This window comes from Stenotrophomonas sp. 01N47 (assembly GCF_056399165.1).
Window position 1 is genome coordinate 264,649 of sequence record NZ_JBFTQU010000004.1, and the last position, 21,813, is coordinate 286,461.

The following is a 21,813-nucleotide window of genomic DNA, read 5'->3' on the forward strand; positions in this document are numbered from 1 at the left end:
CCGCCCCACCCGCAACATCGAGGTAGCACATGCGTTACGCGCTCGGCGTCGAGTACGACGGCAGCGATTTCAGGGGATGGCAGAACCTGGGCGAGGGCGGACCCAGTGTCCAGGCCAGCCTGGAGCAGGCCCTGTCATCGGTGGCCGACACCCCGCTGCAGGTGGTCTGCGCCGGCCGCACCGATGCCGGCGTGCACGGCCAGTGCCAGGTCGTGCACTTCGACACCGACGTGGTGCGTGATCCGCGCGCGTGGATGCTCGGCACCACTACCCGCCTGCCGCGTTCGATCGCCGTGCGCTGGTGCGTGCCGGTGGCCGATGATTTCCATGCCCGTTTCTCCGCCCGCGCACGACGTTATCGCTACCGCCTGCTCAATCGCGAAGTGCGCCCGGCGCTGGGCCGGCAGATCCTGAGCTGGGAGCGGCGCCCGCTCGATGCCGAGCGCATGCACCTGGCCGGGCAGGCCCTGCTGGGCGAGAACGATTTCAGCGCCTTCCGCTCGGTCCAGTGCCAGGCCCTGCATGCCCGGCGAGAGCTGCAGTCGCTGCAGGTCAGCCGCCACGACGACGTCGTCGAGGTGGCGGTGCGCGGCAATGCATTCCTTCATCACATGGTCCGCAATATCGTCGGTTCGTTGATACTGGTCGGCAGTGGCGAGCAGCCGGTGGAGTGGATCGCCGAACTGCTGGCCGGGCGCGACCGCACCGTGGCCGGTCCCACCGCTCCTCCGCAGGGACTGGTGTTCCTGGGGCCGCTGTACCCCGACAACTGGCATCTGCCCGCCGAGGTAACGCTATGAGCCGCTCCTACTACCGTACCCGCATCAAGTTCTGTGGCATGACCCGTGCCGGCGACGTGCGCCTGGCCGGCGAGCTGGGCGTGGATGCGGTGGGCTTCATCTTCGCCCGCGAGAGCAGCCGCCGGGTCGCGCCGGCCGAAGCGCGCGCGATGCGCCAGGCGATCGCACCGATGGTCGACGTGGTGGCGCTGTTCCGCAACAACAGCAGGGAAGAAGTGCGCGAGGTGCTGCGTACCGTGCGGCCGACCCTGCTGCAGTTCCATGGCGAGGAAGACGAGAGCTTCTGCCGCAGCTTCAACATGCCTTACCTGAAGGCGATCGCCATGGGCGGGCGCGAGGAGATCAATGCGCGCACCCTGCAGCTGCGCTACCCCAGCGCCGCCGGCTTCCTGTTCGACAGCCATGCACCGGGCGGCGGCGGCGGTACCGGCGTGGCCTTCGACTGGTCCCGTATCCCCACCGGCCTGCACCGGCCGTTCCTGTTGGCCGGAGGCCTGACGCCGGAGAACGTGCATGACGCCGTGCTGGCGACCCTGCCGTGGGGCGTGGATGTCTCCAGTGGCATCGAACTGGAGCCGGGCATCAAGGATGGTTACAAGATGCGCACGTTCGTGGAAGAAGTCCGGCGCTCCGATTGCGCCGTGCTGGATTGAGACACGGTCACTTCCGAGGTGTCCGGTCTTCACATTTGAGCCTGCACACCCTCTTCACATAGGATGATCCCAAGCGTGCTGGCCATGAGGGCCTGCACGAGGATCGACGGAGCCGCTGGTGGCGTGCTCCGAACGGGCGCTTGGCGCCCCCGCCCAGGAAGGCAAGCAATGCAGGAATTCCTAACCGTCGTGCTCGGTTATCCGACCCTCCCGTACAGCGTAGCGCTGGCGGTGGCGGTTCTGTATTGGGGGATTGCCGCCTTTGGCCTGGTCGATGACGGTTTCGGCGAGGCCGGTGCCGATGGCGCCCTTGAGGGCGATGCCCATCTCAGTGGCCTGTCAGCGCTGCTGGCGCGCTGGGGCCTGGGCGGCGTGCCGCTCATGGTGGTGGTGACGCTGCTGAGCCTGTTCGCCTGGACCCTCACCTACTTCATCCATCTGTACCTGCTGCTGCCGTTGCCCGACCTGCTGCGCTGGTCATTGGGCACCGTCGTGGCGGTGCTCGCACCCCTGCCGGCCGTGCCGGTCACCGCGCTGCTGCTGCGTCCCATCCGCCGCTTCCTGCTGCGCCTGCGCCCGGTGCCGCAGGCCTCGCTGCTGGGCCGGGTCGGCGTGGTCGCTTCGCCGAAGGTCGACGCACGCAGTGGCCATGCCACCGTCGATGACGGCGGTGCCGGCCTGGTCCTGCAGATCCGCAGCGACATCGAACTGCAGCGCGGCGAGCGCATCGTGCTGGTCGAGCACGTGGCTGCACAACACCATTACCGGGTGGTCCGCGCCGACGCGGTCGCCCTCGACTTTCAGGACAACCTGCTTCCGGGCAACAAGGAGAAACATCAATGACGTTGGCATCCGCACTACCTTTCCTGGCCATCGTGGGCACCATCGTGGCCATCCTGCTCGGCGTGGCGGGCCTGTTCAAGGCGTTCTACCGCAAGGTCGACCAGGGCGTGGCGTTGATCGTCAACGACATGAGTGCGACCCCGAAAGTGCATTTCACCGGCGCGCTGATCATTCCCGTGCTGTACCGCGCCGAGCTGATGCGGATCAGCCTGATCACCCTGCAGATCGACCGCCGCGGCAAGGAAGGCCTGATCTGCCGCGACAACATGCGCGCCGACATCGCCGTGGCGTTCTACCTGCGCGTCAACGAGACCCAGGCCGACGTACTGCGCGTGGCCAAGGCGATCGGCGCCGACCGCGCGTCGGACAAGCATGCCGTCGATGAGCTGTTCAACGCCAAGTTCTCCGAAGCACTGAAGACGGTCGGCAAGAAGTTCGATTTCACCGAGCTGTTCGAGAAGCGCCAGGAATTCCGCGACGAGATCATCGCGGTGATCGGCAACGACCTCAATGGGTATGTGCTGGAAGACGTGGCCATCGACTACCTGGAGCAGACCCCGAAGTCGCTGCTGGACCAGTTCAACATCCTCGATGCGCAGGGCATCCGCAAGATCACCGAGCTGACCGCTGCGCAGAACGTGGTGACCAACGAGCTGGAGCAGAACGAGAAGCTGGCCATCACCAAGAAGAACGTCGAAGCCCGCGAAGCGTTGCTGGCGCTTGAACGGCAGCAGGCCGAGGCCGAGGCGCGGCAGAAGCGCGAGATCGAGACCATCCGTGCGCGCGAGGAAGCCGAGACCGCCAAGGTGCAGGAAGAGCAGCGCCAGTTGTCCGAGAACGCCCGCATCGAAGCGCAGCAGGTGATCGACATCCGCGAGCAGAACCGCATGCGCGAAGTTGAAGTGGCCGAGCAGAACCGCCAGCGCGCCGTGGCCATCGAGGCCGAGCGCGTCGAGCGCGCACGGCAGCTGGAGCAGGTCACCACCGACCGCGAAGTGCAGCTGCAGGGCGTGGAGCGCGACAAGGTGGTCGAGCAGGGCAAGATGGACGTGGCCAACATCACCCGGGAACGCATCTCCATCGACAAGACCGTGGCGCAGGAAGAAGAGCGCATCAAGGAAGTGCGCGAAGTCTCCGAGGCCGACCGCCAGAAGCAGGTGTTGATCCTGGAAGCCGAGGCGAAGGCGCAGGAATCGCTGGTGCGCGAAGTGAAGGAAGCCCAGGCCCGCGAGACCGCCTCCAAGCATCGCGCGGTGGAGCTGACCACGCTGGCGCAGGCCGAGCACGAAGCCGCCGGCAAGCAGGCCGAGGCCAAGCGCCTGCTGGCCGACGCCTTCCGCGCCGAGCAGGCCGCACCCGGCCTGGCCGAAGCGCAGGTGCGCGAAGCCTCGGCGCTGGCCATCGAGAAGGTCGGCATCGCCGAGGCGCGCGTGATCGAAGCCAAGGCCGAAGCGAACCTGAAGCAGGGCAGCAACGAGGCGCGCGTGCTGGCCGAGACGCTGCAGGCACAGGCACAGGGCGAGGAGAAGATGGGCCTGGCCCGCGCCACCGCCACCGAATCGCTGGGCAACGCCGAAGCCGGCGTGGTGCAGAAGAAGCTGCTGGCCGAGGCCGAGGGCCTGGTCCGCAAGTTCGAGGCCATCGCCTCGCTGAGCGACCAGGCGCGCGGCCATGAAGAATTCCGCATGATGCTGGACAACAGCCTGAAGCAGGCGCTGGCCTCGATCGAAGCCGGCAAGGAAGTCTCGCGCGAGAACGCCGGCGTCATCGCCAGCGCGCTGCGCAACGCCGACATCGACCTGGTTGGCGGCGACGGCGGCATGTTCGAGAACCTGATCAAGGCGGTTTCGCTGGGCAAGTCGATCGAAGGCTTCGCCGGCAAAAGCCCGATCGTGCAGGACCTGATGCAGCGCTACCTGGGCGTCAACGTGGCCGACAATGCACCGCGGCAGATCGCCGAGGACGCAGAGACCGTGCCCGTCGCGGCGACTGTCGTGGTCGACAGCGCGCGCTGATCCACCCGGCGATGGCCATCGCCATCGCCCACCCGTGCCGGCCGCATCGACGGTCGGCCGTCCGTGAGCCGGAAACCTGCTGATGTCCGAAACCAAAGCGTCCACCGAGTCCGCCGCACCAGAGGCTGCCGGCGATACCGTCGACCAGGCCGTAGCCCAGGGCGGCGCCTATGAAGTCCTGCGGCGCCGTCTCGGCGAACAGGGCCAGCGCCTGCAGGCCGTTGCCGAGCAGCTGAACCGCCAGCGCCTGGCCGAGTTCGGCGACAGCCGCCTGGAGGTGGTCGGCCGCTTCCGCATCCGCAGCGAGAACAACTGTGTCGGCCGCGACATCGTCCAGGTCGGCCCGGATCGCCTGCTGTTCGGCTACAACGTGTTCATCGGGCTCAAGACCCAGACCCGCATCGAAGATGTGTTCGGCCTGTACCGGCTGGTACAGGGCGCTGATGGCTACGACGTCGCTGCCCTTGAACTGAAGGGCAGTTTCCTCGACCAGCCCGGCTTCGTGCATGACTTCAACGAGCTGTACGCCTACTACAAGCATGCGCGCCTGCTGCAGCTGATCGTGGTGGGCGACAAGCTGCTGGCCTCGTTCCAGATCGGCGAGCGCAGCAGCGACGTGCGCGTGTTCCGCTGGGCGCTGTCACGCGAAGGTGAACTGACCTATCTCGATGCACGTGGCGAGCGTGACATCGCCTTGCCGCCGCCCTTCGATTTCGAATGGACGCGCGCCACGCGCGACCTTGCCGTCAACGGCCGCCATTCGCATCTGAACATCCTCGATACCCTGTTCGTGGAAACCACCGGTGGCGATCTCACCATCAAGGTGGAGAACAACACCGAAACCGGGCAGGGCATCTACAGCGAACCGGTGGAAGACAGCACGCAGTCGCTGGACGACGCCCAGTTCGAGTTCGCCCGGGTCGGCTCGCTGGTGCTGCTGAAAGTGCTGCCCTACCGCGAAACCGAATGGCGCGGACTGATCTACAACACGCTTACCGGCGACATCGTACGCAACGATGCCATCGTCCAGGCCTGCGTGCAGCTGCCCGAAGACCACGGCATCATCTTCCCCGGCGGCTATTACCTGCAGGGTGGCGAGCACAAGGCGTTCGACGCCTCGATGGATGGCATGCAGTTCAAGCGCAGCATCCGTTCGCCCAACGGCGAGGACGTGCTGTACATCTTCTACGAGCGCGAAGGCGGGCGTTCGGCGCTGTTCGTCTACAACACCATCCAGCGCGTGCTGCAGAACCCGGTCTTCGGCCACGGCTATGCCTTCATGCAGGACGGGCGCATGGTGCTGTTCCATGCCGAGGGCACCGAGCCGACCCGCATCCATCCGATGCAGGTCTGGCAGACGCCCTTCAGCAGCGATGAGTTCGCCGCCAGCCGTCCGCCCGGCAATACCTTCATGGGGCGCATCGGCAACGCCGAGCTGGTTCGCGGCATCTCCAACCTGTTCAACCTGGCGCGCGAGATCGACGGCCAGGATGTATCGGTGCAGCGCTACCAGCGCCTGGTAGCCGACACCCGGCGGCTTTTCGATGCGCATCATTGGCTGGGTGACGAAGCCTGCGATGGCGCCGAAGCCCTGCTGCGGCAGATCAGCGCCACCGGCGAATCGGTGCTGGACGAATACGAGAAGGTGCAGTCGATCCGCCAGCAGTCGGCGCAGGCGATGGCTGAAGCAGAGGCCACGCACAAGGCACTGCTGGGCCGGCTGCAGCCGGAAAACTGGAACGAGGTGCAGGCCTTCGTCGAAGCGCTCAACGCGATCACCGCACTGCGCGGTCGACTGCTGACCATCCGCGAACTGCGCTACATCGATACTGCGCGCATCGAGGCGATGGCCGCCGAGCTGGTGCAGGCGCACGACCGTGTCGGCGCCGCCACCGGTACCTTCCTTGCCGGCGATGCAGCACTGGCCCCCTTGACCGCCCGCATGCAGGCGCTGGACGAAGCCGCACAGCAGGCCGCCAGTGCACGCCAGCTGGATGAGCAGCTGGACGGCCTGCGCGGCATGGCCGGCGATCTGGACATGCTGTCCGAGCTGATGGCCGGACTGAAGGTCGACGATGCGACCGCGCGCACCCGCGTCGTCGAATCCATCTCGCTGCTGTACGGGCGCCTGAACCAGGCACGCGCACGCGCCGAACAGCGCCGCAAGTCGCTGGGTTCGGCCGAAGCTGTGGCCCAGTTCGCCGCCCAGTTCGCCCTGTTCTCGCAGTCGATCACCAGCGCGCTGGCGATGGCCAGCGACCCTGAGCGCGCCGACGAACAGTTGTCGCGCCTGCTGGTGCAGCTGGAAGAACTGGAAAGCCAGTTCGGCGAGCACGAGCAGTTCCTCGGCGACATCCTGAGCAAGCGCGAAGAGCTGGTCGAAGCCTTCGATACGCACAAGCAGGCCCTGCTGGATGACCGCCAGCGCAAGGCACGCTCGGTGCTCGATGCCGCCAACCGCATCCTTGATGGCCTCGGAAAGCGTACCGAGCGGTTCGGCACGGCAGATGAGCTCAACGCATTCTTCGCCGGCGATCCGCTGATCCTCAAATTGCGTGAACTGGCCGAGCGCCTGCGTGCGCTGCGCGACAACGTCAAGGCTGACGATGTCGAGGCGCGCCTGAAGGGCGTGCGCGACCAGGCCGTGCGCCAGCTGCGCGACCGCAGCGACCTGTACGAGGCCGGTGGCAACGTGGTCCGCCTTGGTCCGCGCCATCGATTCAGCGTGAACACCCAGGCGCTGGACCTGACCCTGCTGCCACGGGGTGAAACCCTTGCCATCCATCTCACCGGCACCGATTTTCTGGAGACCCTGCACGATCCCGAGCTGGATGCGCTCAAGCCGTTCTGGCCGGTGACCCTGGATTCGGAATCGGCAGCGATCTACCGCGGCGAATACCTGGCCGGGTGCCTGTTGCTGGCTGCGGAGGAGGGCCGCGATGGCGTGGACCTGGCCCAGCTGCAGCACGATGCAGCCGAACCGGAAGCGCTGGGCCAGCGGGTCCGCGCCTTTGCCGCGCCCCGTTACCGCGAGGGCTACGAGCGCGGTATCCATGACCATGACGCCGCCCTGATCCTTCGCGCGCTGCTGCCGCTGCAGCAGGCCGCCGGCCCGCTGCGGCATTCGCCCCATGTGCGTGCGTTGGCACTGCTGTTCTGGGCCGCGCGGCAACGCGATGAAGCCGTGGCGCAGTGGCCCGGCCGACAGGCCGGTGCCGAGGCCATCGCGCGTCTGTTCGGTTCCGATGAGGGGCGCCAGGCCCTGCGTGCGGAAATGGCCAAGGCGCTGCATGACCATGCACTCGCGCATGCACTGCCGTTCGACGCCGCCGCCGCCGATGCAGCAGCGGCATACCTGGGCGAAGAACTGGTGGCCGGCGAGCCGGTGTTCAGCACCAGCCGGCACGCGCAGGCATTGCTGGACGCGCTGTCGCAGCAACTGGAGCAGGCGGGCCAGCGTGATGCGCTTGAACGTGCGCTGCAGCGATCGCAGGATCCGCTGGCCATGCGTTGGGCATTGGCCGGGCAATGGCTGCGGGCGCTCGCCGGGCTGCCGGCACAGTCGGCGCATGCCGGCTATGTCGAAGAAGCAGCGGCATTGCTGCTGGTGCAGCGACAGCTGCGCACCCGTGCCAGCGATGCACCGCTGCAGGCGGACGTCAGCGGCCTGCTGGGTGAACACGCCCGCATCCACAACGGCAGCCTGACCGTGTCGCTGGACGATTTCCTGGCACGCCTGCAGCACCACCTGCAGTCGTTCGTACCGGCCTTCCATGCCTATCAGGCGGTGCGCCAGGGCATCATCGGTCGCGAACGCGAAACCCTGCGGCTGTCGGAGTTCAAGGCCCGGCCGTTGTCGTCCTTCGTGCGCAACAAGCTGATCAACGACGTATATCTCGGCGTGATCGGCGACAACCTGGCCAAGCAGATGGGCACCGTTGGCGAGAACAAGCGCAGCGACCTGATGGGCCTGCTGATGATGATCTCGCCGCCCGGCTACGGCAAAACCACGTTGATGGAGTACGTGGCACATCGCCTCGGCCTGGTCTTCATGAAGATCAACGGCCCGGCGCTGGGCCACGAAGTGCGGTCGCTGGATCCGCAGCAGGCACCGGACGCCACCTCGCGGCAGGAGCTGGAAAAGCTCAACCTGGCGTTGGAGATGGGCAACAACACCATGCTGTATGTCGATGACATCCAGCACACGCACCCCGAGTTCCTGCAGAAGTTCATCTCGCTGTGTGATGGCACGCGCCGCATCGAAGGCGTATGGCGCGGCCGTACGCGCACCTACGACATGCGTGGCAAGAAGTTCTGCGTGGTCATGGCCGGCAACCCGTACACCGAATCCGGCGAAGTGTTCAAGATTCCGGACATGCTGGCCAACCGTGCCGACATCTACAACCTGGGCGATGTGCTCGGCGGCATGGAAGCAGCCTTCACGCTCAGCTACATCGAGAACAGCCTGACCTCCAACCCGGTATTGGCGCCGCTGGCCACGCGCGAGATGGCCGACCTGTACCTGCTGGTCGACCGCGCGATGGGCAAGGATGTGTCCACCAACGGCCTGAGCCACGCCTACAGCGGCGCCGAGATCAACGAGATCACCGCCACCCTGCAGCGCATGCTGCAGGTCCGCGATGTGGTCTACAGGGTCAACCAGCAGTACATCGCCAGCGCTGCCCAGGATGACCGCTATCGCACCGAGCCGCCCTTCCGCCTGCAGGGCAGCTACCGCAACATGAACAAGCTGGCGGAGAAGATTTCGCCGGTGATGAATGACGACGAGCTGCAGCAGCTGATCTCCGACCACTACCTGGGCGAAGCGCAGCTGCTGACCACCGGTGCCGAAGAGAATCTGCTGAAGCTGGCCGAGCTGCGTGGCGTGCTCGATGAAGAACGCGCGCAACGCTGGGCGCAGATCAAGCGTGATTTCCTGCGCAACAAGGCAATGGGCGCCGGTGACAGTGATGTCGGTGGCCGCGTGGTCGCGCAGCTGGCCGACATCGCCAGTGCGTTGCAGCTGCCGCCGCCACCGCCGGCAGAGGTGGCCGTCGCACCGGAGCCTGCGCCATGGCCCGCCCTGCTGGCAGCGCTGCAACGCCTGGCCGATGCACGTCCGGCCAGCGCGTCGGCTGCCGCCGTACCGCAGGCCGCAGCCACGCCATTGGCCGAAGACCTGCAGGCTGGTCTGGCACCGCTGCTGCAGCTGCTGGTCGCCTCGCAGGAACAGCAGGTGCAGTTGTCGCAGACGTTGGCGGCGTTTGCCGGGTGGGCCCGGCAGCAGGTAACTGCCGATGTGGCAACGACCGACACGCGTCGTCGCCCGCGCGTGCGTCGTGCAGCGACTCCGGAAGAACGTGCGCTGGACGAAGCGCTGATGCGCCACTTCTACGGTGAATCATTGCCGCCGGAAACGGTGGCTGATGACGGCCCACGGCCGCCGCCACTGCCGTGACCTGCGTGCGCACCCTGCCCGAACCCACGCTTCCGGCGCGCGCCGATGTGGCCACGCTGGCAGCGTACGGCAGCCACTTGCTGCAGGTATTGGCCGAGCCTGCACCGTTGCAGGCCGGCGCGGAAGGCGAGGGACTGGTGGCTGCGCTGGCGCGGATCGCATTGGCGTTGCAGGCCAGCGATCCGGCGCGCCTGGGCCGGCAGGAGAGCTGGTGGGGGCGCCTGCTCGGCCGTGACGTTGAACGCCAGGCACAGGCGCAGGGGCTGCAGGCGCAGCTGGGCGTGCTGGCGCTTCAGGCGCGCGAGCAGGCCCAGGGTCTCGCGCAGCGTGTGCAGCAGCGTGCCCGGGCCATCATCGACAACGATGCGGCTGCCGCCGCGTTGGAGGCCTGGGCCACGTTCGGCGCCGCGCAGCTGGCAATGCTGGAAGGAGCCGCGCAGGCCGCTCTGGCGCCGCGCGTGGACCACCTGCAGCGGCTGGCCACGCTACGACGTATCGAAAGCGGGCAGTGGCAGCTGCTGCAGCAGCAGGATGAGGCCCTGCTGCAGCGCTTCATCCGCATCCATGATGTCCTGCTGCCGGCCTGGCGCCAGGCCGCATTGGCGCGCCTGGCACAGGCGCAGGCTGCACAGGCCGAGCAGGCAGCCACGCTGCAGGCCCAGATCGACGACGAAGTAGCCGCTGCTCAGGCTAGACTGCCCTGAGCCGGCCGCCGCTGCCGCTTATCCACCGCAAGGACACTGCCCGATGACCCAGGACAGCCAGAACTCCGGCACGCTCGTGCCCGCCACCACGCCCGCCCCTGAACTTGATGACAGCACGTTGAAGGCCCTCGGCCTGGTCCGCGACGACCTGCCGCGCATCGCCGAAATCGGCCGCGAGCTGGAAGACCTGCGTCCGGGCAACCTGCAGATATTCGGTCGTGAAGCCGCCGCTCGGACAACGGCCTTCTCCAGCCAGCTGCTGGACCAGGTGCGCAACCGTGACCTCGACGCCAATGGCGAGAAACTCGGCGAAGTGGTGCGCATCGCGCGCGAGCTCAAGCTGGATGGTTTCTCCCAGCGCTCGAAGGTGCCGTTGATCGGTGGCCTCATCGATCGCCTGCGTTCTTCCAAGGGCGAACTGGTGCAGAAGTTCAGCGATACCAATTCGCAGATCGAACAGCTGCTCGGCGACGTGGGCGCGCAGCAGGCGCTGATGGGCAAGCGGGTGACCGATTTCGACCGCATGCATGACGTCGTCCGCGAGGAACGTCACGCCCTGGGCCTGTATGCCGCCGCCGGCAAGCAGCGCCTGGCCCAACTGCAGTCCGAGCAGTTGCTGGCGCAGGGCAGCGAAGACCCGCAGCAGCGCATCCGCCAGAGCGAGATCGACAATGCGATCCGCCTGATCGAGAAGCGCGTCTCCGACCTGCAGCTGATGCAGCATGCGGCTGATCAGTCGTTGCCGATGATCCGCCTGATCCAGGCCAATGCGCTGCAGCTGATCGAGAAGTTCAACACCGTCCGCGACATCACCATCCCCTCGTGGAAGCGTCAGTTCGCGATCCAGTTGTCGCTGGGCGAGCAGAAGAACGCCGCCGAACTGGCCAATGCCATCGATGATGCGACCAATGAGTTGATGCGACGCAATGCCGATCTGATGCGCCAGGCGTCGGTGGACACCGCACGCAGCAACCAGCGCGGCGTGATCGATGTGGCTACGTTGCGCCACGTGCACGATCAGCTGATCGCTACCGTCGAGGAAGTGCGCAGCATCCATCGCGAGGGCATGCAGCAGCGTCAGCAGGCCGAAGTCGAGTTGTCGCGCCTGCGCGAGGACCTGCAGCAGCGGCTGGCGGCGCCGACGGCGCCGTAGCCGGCGTCTGCGCTGGACGTCCCAAGGGTGACGGGTAATGTGACGAAATGCACATTTTTGCGTTGTATCGGGATGCCGACGATGAAGTCGACATCCACCGAACATCTGTTCGCACACAATGCGCCTGACCGCCTTGGCTGAGTGCCGGGTGGGCTGTGTTCAACCCTCTCGCCCCCTGTGGTGCGTCATGCCTTCAATGAGGTCGCAATGGATATGCCCCGTCTTTCTTCCCGCCGGTTCCGCGTGGCCCGCGTTGCGCTCGTTCCGGGCCTGTTGCTCGCCCTGGGAGCGTGTGCGGCGGGAGATTCATCAAATCCCGCTGCAGCGTCGCGCGCCGCCGTTCCTGCGCCTGCAGCGGCCCCGGTCTCTGCAGCTGGGGTGGCACCAGCGTCCACGCCGGCAGCGGCCAACAACGGGCTGGCCGCGCTGATCCGCGCCAGCGGGGTGACGTGCAGCAATGCCAGTGCCGGTACCGGCTGCACGGCAGGCGATGTCGACAGCGGTGACTTCTACGATGTCGAACTGTCGCCGGACTGCGGCGACCAGGGATTCTTCGCCGGCGTGGCCGAGGCCAAGGGTGTGGAGACGCTGGATGCGGTACCGAGCAGCGGCAGCAGGACCACCGCCACCGCGAAGCTGTCGAAGGGGCAGCTGGTGTGCGTGCAAGGCATCGGCCGCACCGGACAGAATCCGCTGTTCTATTACGTTGTCGCCATTCCGGCCAACACGGTCGGCAAGTGCAAGGACAATGCGTTGTGTGACACCTATGGTGACAGGCCGATCAACAATCGGGTCGCCACGGGAGGCGAGGCCTGCCATGCGGCAGCCCCAGGACACTACGCCGGGAACTGCGCACAGGGCTGGGTCAGTGCGGATGTGCTGGACGTGTTTTCCAACGGAATGTAATCGCCGCCGGGGGAGCGGTCCAATCAACCACTGGCAAAGGAACAGCGCATGTCGGATCCAAACATCACCCGGGTAGTCAGCAGCGTCGGTACGACGCGCACGCTGGAAATGGACGATGGCAGTGTCATCGAACGGTCAGGCGGCAGCGTCTCGTGGCGCAACAACAACCCCGGCAATCTCAAGTTCGAGTTCGCCGGCAGCGCGGACAAGACGGTAACCAACCCCCGTACCCGCGAGCAGGCGCTCGAGGCGGCGCAGGGACGTTACCAAGGCGTGGTCGGTCTGGACCAATGGGGCAACGCGGTTTTCGAAAGCTATGAAGCCGGGCGGGTGGCGAAGATCCAGCTGCTCGAGCGCCGTTTTGGTGACAAGACCGTCGAGGAAATGCTGCCGAGTTACTCCAAGAAGGACTACAGCGGCACAACCCACCACAAAGAGCAGGCCGCCACCATCTATGCCGAGGGTGACCGCAACGGCGTTGATCTGCGCTCGAAGACGGTCGGGGAAATGAGCGTGCGCGAGCGCGAGGTGCTGGCCGACGGTATACGTCGTTTCGAGGGCTGGCAGCCGGGCGATGTCGCTACCGTCCAGCAGCCGACGCGCACATCGGCTGCCGCGCCGGTGCAGACCCAGACCCCGACTCCAGCAACAACGCCTGCTACGACCGCACCCGCTGCAACCCAGACCGTGGCTGCGGCCGGTAGTGCCGCCGTCTACAACGAGGCCCACCAGCATTTCATGGGCTCCGGCCGCCAGTACGAGTATGGCCGGCCGGACCATCCACGGCCGGGTCGTGACAGCAGCCGGCTGGAGCGCGACCTGGACGGGGACGGGCGGCTCGGTGTGGATTGCTCTGCATTCGTCTGGCGCGGCCTGAAGAACGCGGGCTACGACGTGCGTGGCGAAAACGCCGCGGGCTTCACCACCTCGACCCTGTTCAACGGCGCAAATACAACCGCGTACGCGCGCGAGCATTTCGATGTGACCTCGGCGGCGGATGCGCGCAAGCCCAATGGCTCGCTGAAGCAGGGTGACATCCTGATGTTCTCCTCTTCGCAGGGTCAGCATGTCGGCATTTTCAAAGGCTACGACGCGCAGGGAAACATCCAGTTCATCGGTTCCCAGGGCAGTACCGGGCCGGCTGAAGTCACCATTCGCCCGGGTGGTTACTGGGACGGTGGTGGTACGCGCATCGTCGGTGCACTGACGCCCAAGCCGGAGTTCCAGGTCCGTGCGCCGCTGCACGGCAATGGCGAGCCGGCGCTTTCTCGCCCCGCCGCACCGGCGGGGGCATCGGCAGCGCAACCGGCGCCATCGCACGCAGCATCGGCCGAGGTGATCCGGCACGGCCAGCGCGGCAGTGATGTGCAATCCCTGCAGCAAACCCTCAATCAGCTTGGCGTGCGCGACGCGCACGGCAACCGGCTGGCCGAGGACGGTCGCTTCGGTGACCACACCCGCGAGGCGGTGCTCGCCTTCCAGAAGCAGCAGGGTCTGGTGCCCGATGGCATCGCCGGCCGCAACACCCACGCTGCGCTGGCCACAGGCCGTTTGCAGGGCCAGGAGCCGGCGGCTGCCGCGCCGAAGGGACCATCGCTGAACGATGCTTCGCATCCGGACAATGCCCTGCACAACGCAGTGCGCAGCAAGCTGCCAAGCGTGTTCTCCGAAGAAGCCGCGGCCAACATCACCCTGCATGCAAAACAGAACGGCATCGACGCCGCCGACAAGCTGCAGAGCATCACGGTGCAGGATGGCAAGGCGTTCGTGATGGGAACCACGCCGGGATTCCGCGCCGCCGTTGACCTTGCCCAGGCGCCACCATCGCTGGAGCACACCAGCGCGAAGCTGCTGTCCGATCCTTCGCAGCACCAGCAGGTGCAGGAAGAGCAGCAGCGGGTCGCGATGGGCGGCCGCTGAGGCCTGCGCAGTGCTGGCACCGGGTGGATCATTCCGCCCGCGTTGCCGGCCATTGCGCACCCGCCGCGGGGCGCCTCATCGCAGCTGGGCAGTCACCCAGTCCGCCAGCGCGTCCACGCGCGCATCGACAGGGCCGTCCGGTCGCGCCAGCACCCAGAAACCCCCGGTCGCGGCGAACCCCCACGGCGCGACCAGCCGCCCCGCTGCCAGATCCTCGGCCACCAGTGGCTCCGGCGCGATCGCAGGGCCCAGCCCCGCGACCGCCGCTTCCAGCAGGTAGTACAGGTGTTCGAAGCCGGTGCCGAGCTGCAGCTGGGCCGGGTCCAGCCCGTGCGACTGCGCCCATGCAGGCCACGCCTGCGGGCGCGAACTGGTGTGCAGCAGCGTTTCCCGCAGCAAGGCCGACGGCGGTACCTGGCGCAGCCGCTGTGCCGCCGGATGCGAGGGGGCCACCACCACACCCACCCGTTCCGGTGCCAACTCGCGCACCTGCCAGCCGCGCGGCCACGGCCCCTGCGCCAGCAGCAGCACCGCATCCAGCGTGGCCTGTGCCTCGGTGAAACTGCCATCCAGGGCGGACCACTGCAGGCGCACGCCGGGGAGAGCAGCCTGTAGTGCCGGCAGCCGCGGAATCATCCAGCGCGCCAGCACGCTGCCGCTGCAGCCCAGTACCAGGGCTGGCTCCGCGCTTGGCCGCCGCAGTTCGCGCACGCAGTCTTCAATGCCGCCGAACGCCTCGCTGCAGGCCTGTTGCAGGCGGGTGCCGGCGGCCGTCAGGCGCAGTCCTCGGCCGGCGCGCTGGAACAGGGCAATGCCCAGATGGTCTTCCAGCAGCTTCAGTTGCCGGCTGATCGCGCCATGGGTCACATGCAGCGCCTGTGCAGCGCGGCCGACGCCGCCGAGGCGTGCGGTGGCCTCGAAGGCCCGCAGGGCATTCAGGGGCGGCAGCAATGACGTGCTCATGTGAGATTTCCTGACGGGAGTGGCCAGATAATATCCATTTTCCGGACACAATCCGTGCGCTAGAGTATCCACCTGTCTGAACGACCGGTCGTCCCATGCCTGACTCTCCCATCGCCGATTTCCATGCCTTCCCTGATGCCCAGGGCCACTTCGGCCGTTACGGTGGCAGCTTCGTCGCCGAAACCCTGGTCGGCCCGCTGCAGGAACTGGCCCAGGCCTATGACCAGGCCCGCCAGGATCCGGCGTTCCAGCTGGCCTATGACCGCGACCTGGCCCATTACGTGGGCCGGCCGAGCCCGATCTACCACGCTGAACGATTGAGTGACCACGTCGGTGGCGCGCAGATCCTGCTCAAGCGCGAGGACCTGAACCACACCGGCGCGCACAAGATCAACAACACCATTGGCCAGGCGTTGCTGGCGGCGCGGATGGGCAAGAAGCGCATCATCGCCGAGACCGGCGCAGGCCAGCATGGCGTCGCCAGTGCCACCGTCGCGGCGCGGCTGGGCCTGGAGTGCGTGGTGTACATGGGGGCCACCGACATCGAGCGGCAGAAGATCAACGTCTACCGCATGAAACTGCTCGGTGCGACGGTGGTGCCGGTGACCTCCGGTTCGGCCACCCTGAAGGATGCCCTCAACGAAGCGATGCGCGACTGGGTCACCAACGTGCAGGACACCTTCTACATCATCGGCACGGTGGCCGGCCCGGATCCGTACCCGCGCATGGTGCGCGACTTCAACGCCATCGTCGGCCGCGAGGCACGCGAGCAGATGCTGGCCGAGTACGGTCGCCTGCCCAATGCGATCACCGCCTGCGTCGGCGGCGGCAGCAATGCGATCGGCCTGTTCCATGCCTTCCTCAACGACCGCCAGGTCGAGATCGTCGGCGCTGAAGCGGCCGGTGATGGCATCCACACCGGCCGCCACGCAGCTTCCATCGCCGCCGGCCGCCCGGGCGTGCTGCACGGCAACCGCACCTATGTGCTGTGCGACGACGATGGCCAGATCATCGAGACCCATTCGGTGTCGGCCGGCCTGGATTACCCGGGCGTCGGCCCCGAGCATGCGTTCCTGGCCGACAGCGGCCGCGCGCGCTACGTCGGCATCACCGACGAAGAGGCGTTGCAGGCTTTCCACCTGCTGGCGCATACCGAAGGCATCCTGCCGGCGCTGGAGTCCAGCCACGCGCTGGCACAGGCGATGAAGCTTGCGCGCGGGCGTCCGCGCGACCAGATCGTGCTGTGCAACCTGTCAGGACGTGGCGACAAGGACGTGCATACCATCGCGGCGCGCGAAGGGCTGGTGCTGTGAGCGCACTGATGCGCAGTACGGGCGTGCTGCTGGTGCTGGGCCTGGCCGCGTGCCAACCGCCGGAACCGCCGGTGCTTGCGCCGGCGGCCAAGGCCGCTGCGCAACCGGCGCAGTCGATGGCGGCCAACGATGACGTCGACCCGATCGCGCGGACGCCCATCGATGATCCACCGGCCTCGGCCGCGGTCTCCAGTGACGACGCGCCCGCCGTGGCGTCGGTGGCGCTGGATCATGCCGGCGAGGTGCTGATCGGCCAGCACATGAGCGATCTGAAGGCCTTCGGGCCGTGGACGGCAATGGGCGCGGTCGAGGCCATCGGCGGCAGCTGCGAGTACTACGACGGCAAGGGACTGCCGCCCGGCGTGTCGATGATGACCGACGAAGACCGCGTGGTCCGTTTCGATCTCGGCCCGGGCGAGGACGCCAAGGCGCCGGTCGACCAGCCGGGTCCGTTCGGCCTGCGCATCGGCATGACGCGGGCGCAGGCGGTGGCGCAGTTCCCCGGCGCGCCGGTCTCCAGCCCGCATGCCTACGACGGCGATCAGGGCGAGTACCTGACCTGGCAGGACCCGGGCTCGGCCCTCGGCATCCGCCTGGAAGTGTTTGAAGGGAAGGTCATCCTGATGTACTGGGGGACCAGCGAAGCGATTGAACTGATTGAAGGATGTGCCTGAGATGCCTGTTTCCCGACTCGATGACTGTTTCCAGCGCCTGCGCCAGCAGCAGCGCAAGGCCCTGATCCCCTTCATCACCGCCGGTGATCCTTCGCTGGAAGCCACGGTGCCGGTCATGCACGCGCTGGTCCAGGCCGGTGCCGATGTGATCGAACTGGGCGTGCCGTTCTCCGATCCGATGGCCGACGGCCCGACCATCCAGCGCAGCTCCGAGCGCGCGCTGGCGCGCGGTGCCGGCAACCGTTACGTGCTGCAGGCGGTGGCGCAGTTCCGGCAACAGGACACGCAGACGCCAGTAGTGCTGATGGGCTATCTCAACCCGGTGGAGATCCACGGTTACGTGGCGTTCGCCGAAGCGGCGGTGGCTGCTGGCGTGGACGGCGTGCTGCTGGTCGACCTGCCGCCGGAAGAGGCCGGCGAAGCCCAGCAGGCCTTCGACGCTGCAGGCCTTGCGCTGGTTCTGCTGGCATCGCCCACCACCAGCGAGGCGCGCGCCGACAAGCTGCTGGCGCTGGCCCGTGGCTATCTGTACTACGTCAGCTTTGCCGGGGTCACCGGCGCCTCGGAACGACTGGACAGCGACGCGGCCAGCGCACGCCTGCAGGCGCTGCGGGCCAGGGCCAGCGTGCCGGTGGTGGCCGGCTTCGGCATCAAGGACGCAGCCAGTGCGGCGGCCATGGCCCGGCAGGCCGACGGCGTGGTGGTCGGCAGCGCACTGGTGGCGGTGCTGGCCGAAGCGACCTCCGCCGAGGATGCGGCGCAGCGCGCTGCGGCGTTCCTGGCTCCGCTGCGGCAGGCGCTGGAGGCGTAACGGTAGTGCCAGCCGCTGGCCGGTATCCGCCCGACCCATTCGGGTGCAAGCGGTTGCCGGCCAGCGGCCGGCACTACCACCGACGCTAAACGTACGTCCCAGCATGGTTTTTTCCAGCGGGCCCAAGGCCCGGCAGGGGGTGCACGGGCGGGGAAAGCGGAGCTAGACTGTCCGCCTTTGCGGCCCCCGGGCCGCCCTGAACGGAAGTGTCATCCCGCATGAGTTGGCTCAGCAAGTTGATGCCGTCTGGCATCCGCACCGACAACACCCCCAGCAAGAAGCGCAGCGTCCCCGAGGGCCTGTGGGAAAAGTGCAGCAACTGCGGCAGTGCGTTGTACCGTCCGGAGCTGGAAGAGAATCTGGAGGTCTGCCCGAAGTGCGGCCACCATATGGCCATCCGCGCGCGCGCCCGTCTGGCTGCGTTGTTCGACGCCGACAGCACCACCGAGATCGCTGCCCGCCTGGGGCCGACCGACCTGCTGAAGTTCAAGGACCAGAAGAAGTACAGCGAGCGCATCAAGATCGCGCAGAAGAACACCGGTGAGTACGACGCGCTGATCGCCATGCGCGGCCTGCTCAAGGGCCGTCCCCTGGTGGCCTCGTCCTTCGACTTCGCCTTCATGGGTGGCTCGATGGGCTCGGTGGTCGGCGAGCGCTTCGCCCTTGCCGCCGAGACCGCCGCCGAGATCGGCGCACCCTACGTGTGCTTCTCCGCCAGTGGCGGGGCGCGCATGCAGGAGGGCCTGTTCTCGCTGATGCAGATGGCCAAGACCTCGGCAGCCCTGGGCAAACTGCGTGAAGCCGGACAGCCGTATATTTCGGTGCTGACCCACCCGACCACCGGCGGTGTGTCGGCGTCGTTCGCGATGCTGGGTGACATCAACATCGCCGAACCGCATGCACTGATCGGCTTCGCCGGCCCGCGCGTGATCGAGCAGACCGTGCGCGAGAAACTGCCGGAAGGGTTCCAGCGTTCGGAGTTCCTGCTCGAGCACGGCGCCATCGACCAGATCTGTGACCGTCGTGAACTGCGCGACCGTCTGGCCGACCTGCTGGCGATGCTGCGTCGCGAGCCGGCACCGGAGGAGGTTTGATGGGGGGCCGCAAGTACTTCGGTACCGACGGCATCCGCGGTCGGGTCGGTCAAGGGCCGATCTCGGCTGATTTCGTGCTGCGCCTGGGCAACGCCCTGGGCCGTGTGCTGGTTGCCCAGCGTGGCCAGGAGGGGCGCCGCCCGATCGTGGTGATCGGCAAGGACACGCGGATCTCCGGCTACATGTTCGAAGCCGCACTGGAAGCCGGGCTGGTCGCTGCGGGCGCTGACGTGCAGCTGCTCGGCCCGATGCCGACCCCGGCCGTTGCCTTCCTGACCCGTACCCTGGGCGTGGATGCGGGCATCGTCATCAGTGCGTCGCACAACCCGCACTACGACAACGGCATCAAGTTCTTCTCCGCCCAGGGCGAGAAGCTCGACGATGCCACCGAGCTGGCGCTGGAAGCCGCATTGGACGTGCCGTTCACCACGGCCGTTTCGGAGAAGCTCGGCAAGGCCTCGCGTGCACGTGAGGCCGTCGGCCGCTACATCGAGTTCTGCAAGTCCAGCGTGCCGCGCGCGTTCGATCTGCGCGGTGTGCGCCTGGTGCTCGACTGCGCGCATGGCGCCACCTACCAGATCGCGCCGCTGCTGTTCCGCGAACTGGGCGCGGAGGTCATCGGTATCGGTGCCGAACCCAATGGCGTCAACATCAACGACGGCGTCGGTTCGACCCACATCGACAACCTCGCTGCAAAGGTGCGTGAGACCCGCGCCGACCTGGGCATCGCCTTCGATGGTGATGGTGACCGGGTGTTGATGGCCGATGACCGCGGCAATCCGGTCGACGGCGATGACCTGGTGTACATCCTGGCGCGCGCATGGCAGGCCGACGGTCGCCTGCGTGGCCCGGTGGTCGGCACCCTGATGAGCAATTTCGGCCTGGAAAAGGCCCTGGCCGACCTGCAGATTCCTTTCCAGCGCAGCAACGTCGGCGACCGCTACGTGCATCAGGCACTGGTGGAGGGAGGCGGCGTACTCGGCGGCGAAGCGTCTGGCCATCTGCTGTGCCTGGACCGGGCCACCACCGGCGACGGTATCGTCAGTGCCCTGCAGGTACTGGTGGCGTTGAAGCAGCAGGGAAAGAGCCTGCGCGAAGCGCTGCAGCCGTTGTCCAAGGTGCCGCAGAAGACGGTCAACGTGCGCCTTGGCGATGTCTCGGCCAAGGCCACCGTGCAGGCCGAGAGCGTTCAGGCTGCACTGACCGAAGCGCAGCAGGCGGTTTCCGGCCGCGGGCGTGCCTTCCTGCGTCCTTCCGGCACCGAACCGGTGGTGCGGGTCACGGTCGAGGCCGATGACGCGACGCTGATGCAGGACACCCTGGACCGGCTTTCGGCGGCGGTCAGGACGGCGGCCGCGGCCTGAGCCCGGGCGCTGGATCGAACCAACAACATGGCCGCTTGTGCGGCCATGTTGCTGTCTGCCGCAAGCAAGGCATCAGGCGCTGCGCGTCATCTCCGTCTGCCATTTCCAGGTGTCGCGGCACATGTCCGCCAGGCCGTGGCGGGCGGTCCAGCCCAGCTCGCGCAGGGCGAGGGACGGGTCGGCAAAACTCACCGCGATATCGCCGGTACGGCGACCGGTGATCCGGAATGGAATCGGCCGGCCGACGGTCTGTTCGAAGGCCTTGATCAGTTCCAGCACGCTGTGGCCCTGTCCGGTGCCCAGGTTCAGGGTGATGCTGCGGCGCTTGTCGCGCAGGTACTGCAGCGCCAGCACATGGGCCCGCGCCACGTCCTGCACATGGATGTAGTCGCGTACGCCGGTACCGTCGCAGGTCGGATAGTCATCGCCGAATACCTGCACTTCCGGCAGCAGGCCGGCGGCCACCTGGGCGATGTAGGGCATCAGGTTGCTGGGCGTTCCGTGCGGCAGCTCGCCGATCAGCGCGCTTGAATGCGCCCCCACCGGGTTGAAGTAGCGCAGCGTTGCCACATGCAGCGACGTATCGGCGCCGACCAGGTCGGACAGCAGCTGCTCCACCACCAGCTTCGAACGGCCATAGGGCGTCATCGCGCAGGTCGAGGCCGTTTCGGCCACCGGGCAATGGTCCTGGTCGCCGTAGACGGTTGCCGACGAGCTGAACACGAACGTGCCCACGCCGGCATCGCGCATGGCGCCGAGCAGGGCGAGTGTGCCGCTGATGTTGTTGTCGAAGTAGTCCAACGGCATCTGCCGCGATTCGCCAACCGATTTCAGCGCGGCAAAATGCAGTACCGCATCGATCGAATGCTCGCGCAGCACTGCGGTGATCCGCGCACGGTCGCGCACGTCGGCCTGTACGAACAGCGGCGCGATGCCGGTGATGTCGCCGATCCGGCCGATCACTCCGGCGTCGCTGTTGCACAGCGAATCGACGATGACCACCGCATGGCCCTGCTGCTGCAGTTCCACACAGGTGTGGGAGCCGATGAATCCCGCACCGCCGGTAACCAGAACGTTCATTTCCTGTATTCCTTCCACTCTGTTGGGGCTTCCTTGCCGAAGCTGCGTCAGCCCTGGCCCGG

The 21,813-nt window shown here is 67.1% G+C and carries 16 protein-coding genes; 14 read left to right on the plus strand and 2 right to left on the minus strand.

The features are described from left to right. The first annotated feature begins 29 nt into the window (after nucleotides 1–29). The 9 genes from truA to AC1DKR_RS09335 all read left to right on the plus strand — a co-directional run bounded on the left by truA (nucleotide 30) and on the right by AC1DKR_RS09335 (nucleotide 14,452). Nucleotides 30–800 (plus strand): tRNA pseudouridine(38-40) synthase TruA, encoded by a 771-nt coding sequence (truA, locus tag AC1DKR_RS09295; RefSeq protein WP_478032466.1) that lies wholly within the window; start codon nucleotides 30–32, stop codon nucleotides 798–800. Continuing rightward, complete coding sequence (locus AC1DKR_RS09300) at nucleotides 797–1,453, plus strand: phosphoribosylanthranilate isomerase (protein WP_025876155.1); 657 nt, start codon at nucleotides 797–799, stop codon at nucleotides 1,451–1,453. Before truA ends, AC1DKR_RS09300 begins: the two co-directional genes overlap by 4 nt. 168 nt (nucleotides 1,454–1,621) lie before the next feature. Further along, nucleotides 1,622–2,296, plus strand: a complete 675-nt coding sequence (locus AC1DKR_RS09305; RefSeq protein ID WP_032975011.1) for a DUF1449 family protein — start codon at nucleotides 1,622–1,624, stop codon at nucleotides 2,294–2,296. Continuing rightward, entirely contained in the window at nucleotides 2,293–4,311 is a 2,019-nt protein-coding gene (locus AC1DKR_RS09310) for a hypothetical protein (protein ID WP_312787055.1), read from the plus strand. The genes AC1DKR_RS09305 and AC1DKR_RS09310 overlap by 4 nt, the downstream gene beginning before the upstream one ends. Before the next feature lie 82 nt (nucleotides 4,312–4,393). Beyond that, nucleotides 4,394–9,769: a DNA repair ATPase gene (locus AC1DKR_RS09315; RefSeq protein ID WP_478032471.1), complete on the plus strand. Its 5,376-nt coding sequence runs from the start codon at nucleotides 4,394–4,396 to the stop codon at nucleotides 9,767–9,769. A 5-nt stretch (nucleotides 9,770–9,774) separates the two neighbouring features. Next, nucleotides 9,775–10,473 (plus strand): hypothetical protein, encoded by a 699-nt coding sequence (locus tag AC1DKR_RS09320; RefSeq protein ID WP_478032475.1) that lies wholly within the window; start codon nucleotides 9,775–9,777, stop codon nucleotides 10,471–10,473. Nucleotides 10,474–10,516: 43 nt separating this feature from the next. Beyond that, entirely contained in the window at nucleotides 10,517–11,626 is a 1,110-nt protein-coding gene (locus AC1DKR_RS09325; protein ID WP_312111580.1) for a toxic anion resistance protein, read from the plus strand. 207 nt (nucleotides 11,627–11,833) lie between these two features. After that, nucleotides 11,834–12,532, plus strand: coding sequence for a hypothetical protein (locus tag AC1DKR_RS09330; RefSeq protein ID WP_312787492.1), 699 nt, complete (start codon nucleotides 11,834–11,836; stop codon nucleotides 12,530–12,532). A 48-nt stretch (nucleotides 12,533–12,580) separates the two neighbouring features. After that, complete coding sequence (locus tag AC1DKR_RS09335) at nucleotides 12,581–14,452, plus strand: C40 family peptidase (protein ID WP_336030549.1); 1,872 nt, start codon at nucleotides 12,581–12,583, stop codon at nucleotides 14,450–14,452. A gap of 75 nt (nucleotides 14,453–14,527) precedes the next feature. Here AC1DKR_RS09335 and AC1DKR_RS09340 read toward each other — a convergent pair whose 3' ends face one another. Continuing rightward, nucleotides 14,528–15,415: a LysR family transcriptional regulator gene (locus tag AC1DKR_RS09340; protein WP_363732433.1), complete on the minus strand. Its 888-nt coding sequence runs from the start codon at nucleotides 15,413–15,415 to the stop codon at nucleotides 14,528–14,530. A 95-nt stretch (nucleotides 15,416–15,510) separates the two neighbouring features. On the opposite strand from AC1DKR_RS09340, the gene trpB reads away from it, so the two are divergent. The 5 genes from trpB to glmM all read left to right on the plus strand — a co-directional run bounded on the left by trpB (nucleotide 15,511) and on the right by glmM (nucleotide 20,671). Further along, on the plus strand, nucleotides 15,511–16,728 hold the full coding sequence (gene trpB, locus AC1DKR_RS09345; RefSeq protein WP_394196657.1) for a tryptophan synthase subunit beta: 1,218 nt from the start codon (nucleotides 15,511–15,513) through the stop codon (nucleotides 16,726–16,728). Then, on the plus strand, nucleotides 16,725–17,402 hold the full coding sequence (locus AC1DKR_RS09350) for a hypothetical protein (RefSeq protein ID WP_363732435.1): 678 nt from the start codon (nucleotides 16,725–16,727) through the stop codon (nucleotides 17,400–17,402). The genes trpB and AC1DKR_RS09350 overlap by 4 nt, the downstream gene beginning before the upstream one ends. A 1-nt stretch (nucleotide 17,403) precedes the next feature. Beyond that, the gene (trpA, locus tag AC1DKR_RS09355; RefSeq protein WP_478032483.1) at nucleotides 17,404–18,213 is read left to right on the plus strand and encodes a tryptophan synthase subunit alpha; all 810 of its coding nucleotides are present in this window, start codon (nucleotides 17,404–17,406) and stop codon (nucleotides 18,211–18,213) included. 218 nt (nucleotides 18,214–18,431) lie between these two features. Then, the gene (accD, locus tag AC1DKR_RS09360) at nucleotides 18,432–19,307 is read left to right on the plus strand and encodes an acetyl-CoA carboxylase, carboxyltransferase subunit beta (protein WP_132824577.1); all 876 of its coding nucleotides are present in this window, start codon (nucleotides 18,432–18,434) and stop codon (nucleotides 19,305–19,307) included. Continuing rightward, the gene (gene glmM / locus AC1DKR_RS09365; RefSeq protein WP_312107818.1) at nucleotides 19,307–20,671 is read left to right on the plus strand and encodes a phosphoglucosamine mutase; all 1,365 of its coding nucleotides are present in this window, start codon (nucleotides 19,307–19,309) and stop codon (nucleotides 20,669–20,671) included. The genes accD and glmM overlap by 1 nt, the downstream gene beginning before the upstream one ends. Before the next feature lie 72 nt (nucleotides 20,672–20,743). Here glmM and galE read toward each other — a convergent pair whose 3' ends face one another. Beyond that, complete coding sequence (galE, locus tag AC1DKR_RS09370) at nucleotides 20,744–21,751, minus strand: UDP-glucose 4-epimerase GalE (protein ID WP_312787078.1); 1,008 nt, start codon at nucleotides 21,749–21,751, stop codon at nucleotides 20,744–20,746. Nucleotides 21,752–21,813: the final 62 nt, after the last annotated feature.